This is a genomic window from Streptomyces sp. SID11385, from assembly GCF_010548245.1.
In the GTDB taxonomy this organism is placed as follows: domain Bacteria; phylum Actinomycetota; class Actinomycetes; order Streptomycetales; family Streptomycetaceae; genus Streptomyces.
This window is the reverse complement of the sequence record NZ_JAAGLR010000920.1, coordinates 1-2,911: the sequence shown is the minus strand read 5'-3', so window position 1 is coordinate 2,911 and position 2,911 is coordinate 1. Positions and strand designations below refer to the sequence as shown.

Below are 2,911 nucleotides of genomic sequence, written 5' to 3'. Positions count from 1 at the left end.
GGCCGCCCTCGCGGGGGGTGCTCTCCGCGCGCGGGGGGCGGGCCTGCTCGGGGACGCGGGGCGCGGAGCCGTACGGGTCGGTTCTGCGGGGACGCGCGGAGCCGTCGACGTGGTCCCAGGCCCCGCCGCCGGAACCCGGCGGCGACTGCTCAGCGGAGCCGCCGAGTCGCAGTTCGTATTCGCCGGTCTGCGGATTGAGTACCCATTGGTCTGCGGGGTCGAATTCTTCCCCCCGCCCACGGCCTTGCGCGTCCACGGTTGTCCAAATCCTCCGTCACGGGGCACGCGGCGCCGACCCGCCCTCCAGGTGGGTTGGAGACGCGGCGGGAGGCACTCGGTCAGTCGGTGACGCGCCGCGATGCGTACGGTCGCGGCCACCGAGGTCGCTCACATTAGCCGCCCACCGCCCCGCGCGACGACGGCGGTGACACATTCCACTTCCCTTATAACCGGGCATTCCATGGCAATTGTGGAAGTGATTGAACTCCGGACGGTCATTCCTTTACTTGACGGGACCGGGTGGCGCACAGTCCGCCGACAGCCCGCGCACTTACGAGCCCGGGCATCCCGTGTCGGCCGCGGTCGTCCCCCGGTAGCGGTCCTGGTTCCCGGTCCCGGCCGCGTCACGGCCCGTGTGTGCGGCGTCACGGCCTGTGTCCGCAACGTCACCGCCCGCGCCCGCCGGGTCGTGGCCCCGCGCGGCCTCGGCGCCCTCGCGGCCCGCCTCCGTGCGGTCGGGCCTCCCGCTTCCGCTCGCGCTCGCGCTCGCCGTCGGCGCGGGCGAGGCGCTGGGGCTCGGGTCCACTCTGACCGGTGAATCATTGCGCAACTGCGCGAAGAGGCGTTCCGCGTCGGGCTGTACCAGTTGGTCCCGGTTCGGGTCGGCCGCGTACGCCTCGCGCGGGACGGTGAGGAAGCGGACGTTCTCGGTCGGTACGGAGCGCACGCCCCGGACCATGCCGTACAGGTCGCGCAGGCTCGCGAGGCCCGGGTCGGTGGTGAGCGCCGAGGTCGCGGCGTCGAGCACCGGGTAGAGCTTCGTGGGGTTGTAGAGGACGTCGTTGCCGCTCATCTTCGCCACGAGCGCGGCGAGGAACTTCTGCTGCCGGTCGATCCGGTCGGTGTCCGAGCCGTTCCCGAGCGTCTTGCGCACCCGTACGTACCCGAGCGCCTGCTCGCCGTCGAGCTTCTGGGACCCGGCGGCGAGCTTGAGGTGCGCGTCCTTGTCGTCGATGGGCCGCGCGACGCACACCTTGACCCCGCCGACCGCGTCGACCATCTTCTTGAAGCCCTCGAAGTCGACCACGACGTAGTGGTCGATCCGCACGTTCGTCATCTTCTCGACCGTCCGCACGGTGCACGCCGTGCCGCCGCTCTCGAAGGCCCAATTGAACTGCGCGAGACGTTCGTTGCCGCGCTTGCCGTCCGCGCCCCGGCAGGAGGGGATCGTGACCATGAGGTCGCGCGGCACCGAGACGGCGGTGGCGTGCTTCCGGTCCCGCGAGACGTGCAGCAGGATCGTGGTGTCCGAGCGCTGGGTGCCGCCGTCGCGCCCGTACTCCTTGTTCTTGCCCGCGCGCGAGTCCGAACCGATGAGCAGGATGTTCTGCGCGCCCTTCGCGACGGACGAGGGCCGCTCGCGGTCGTACTTGCGCAGCTCGGCCGCGGCCGAGGTGTCCTCCGTGATGTTCCGGTCGAGCTTCCGGTAGAAGCCCCAGACGACGGCGGCGAGGACGAGCAGCAGCACGGCGAGCCCGAAGGCGACCCAGCGCACCCAGTGCTGACGGAGGACGTGTGCGATGTCCACTGGACCTCCCGCCGCTCGGTGTCGCCTGTCCGCGACTACGACGATGCGGCCTGCGGGGTGCGGGCGCGCGCGGCGGGAGGCAGACGGGTGGTGCCCGTCCCCCGTGAGGGTCGTTCCGTACCGCGTCCCGCGAGTGCCGGAGGGCTCAGGTCCCGCTGAGTGCCGTCACCCGTTCGTCCGCCACCCGCCGCTCCAGTGCCTCCGGCGCCAGCCGGTCCAGGTGCCGGCACAGCACCACGGAGGCCCCCACCGCCAGCGGCGCGTAGAGCCCCGCGGCCAGCCCCGCCCAGTCGCCGAAGCCGAGCCCGCTCAGGATGCGCTCGCCGGGGCCCACGCCCAGCCGCTCCGCGTCGCCCTGCGCCCGCTCCACCAGCTGCGTGCTCGTCAGTTCCTCGCCCGCCACGACGAGCGCGGGTTCCTCCGGGTCGACGGGGGCGAAGGGCGCGAAGCGGTCGCCCTGGGCCGGGACCTCGACCGCGTAGTCGAGGAAACCCTCCGGGGTGACGGGGAAACGGACGCCGAGCGGACGCAGGCTCAGCGCGACGCGTTCCCCCGTGCAGGCGCGGGCCGCCTCCAGGGCGTCCGGGCCCGCCACGACGAGGTCCGCGCGCGCCGGGTCGCCCGCGACGTCCACGACGAGCCCGGCCGAGGAGGCGGCGACGAGCCAGACGGCCGACTGCCAGTGCGCGGGCAGGTGCAGCGCGAGCCGGTCGCCCGCGCTCAGGGACAGCTCGCCCTGGATCAGGTTCGCGGTCTTGGCCACCCAATTGGCGAAGGTGGCGACCGAGAGTTCCACGCGTTCGCCGGTCGCGTCGTCGTAGTACGTGACGAAGGGGCGGGCCGGGTCCGTGGCGAGCGCGGAACGCAGCAGGTCGGCGGGGGTGCGGTCGAGAGCGGTCACGTGCCCCAGGCTACGCGGGGCGCCCCGCGCCCCGGGCACGTGCCGCCGCCCCGGCGTCACCGGGGTGGCCGACACACCCTCAACTCCCGTGGACAGCGCCCGAAGGTGTGCCCAATATCGTGAATATGCGTACTTTTCTCGCCTCTTCGATAGGTGTCACCTGCGCGGCCGTCCTCGCGCTGCCCCTCGCCGCACCCGCCGCC

At 72.9% G+C, this 2,911-nt stretch carries 2 protein-coding genes and 1 pseudogene; all 3 read right to left on the bottom strand.

The annotated features are described in order from the left end of the window. A pseudogene (locus G3I42_RS28180) lies at nt 1–256 on the bottom strand (LytR family transcriptional regulator); the annotation flags it as partial. Nucleotides 257–550: 294 nt separating this feature from the next. Then, nucleotides 551–1,807: an LCP family protein gene (locus G3I42_RS28175; RefSeq protein WP_164290587.1), complete on the bottom strand. Its 1,257-nt coding sequence runs from the start codon at nt 1,805–1,807 to the stop codon at nt 551–553. Between the two features lie 145 nt (nt 1,808–1,952). Continuing rightward, complete coding sequence (locus tag G3I42_RS28170) at nt 1,953–2,708, bottom strand: TIGR03089 family protein (RefSeq protein ID WP_164290585.1); 756 nt, start codon at nt 2,706–2,708, stop codon at nt 1,953–1,955. Nucleotides 2,709–2,911 lie beyond the last annotated feature (203 nt).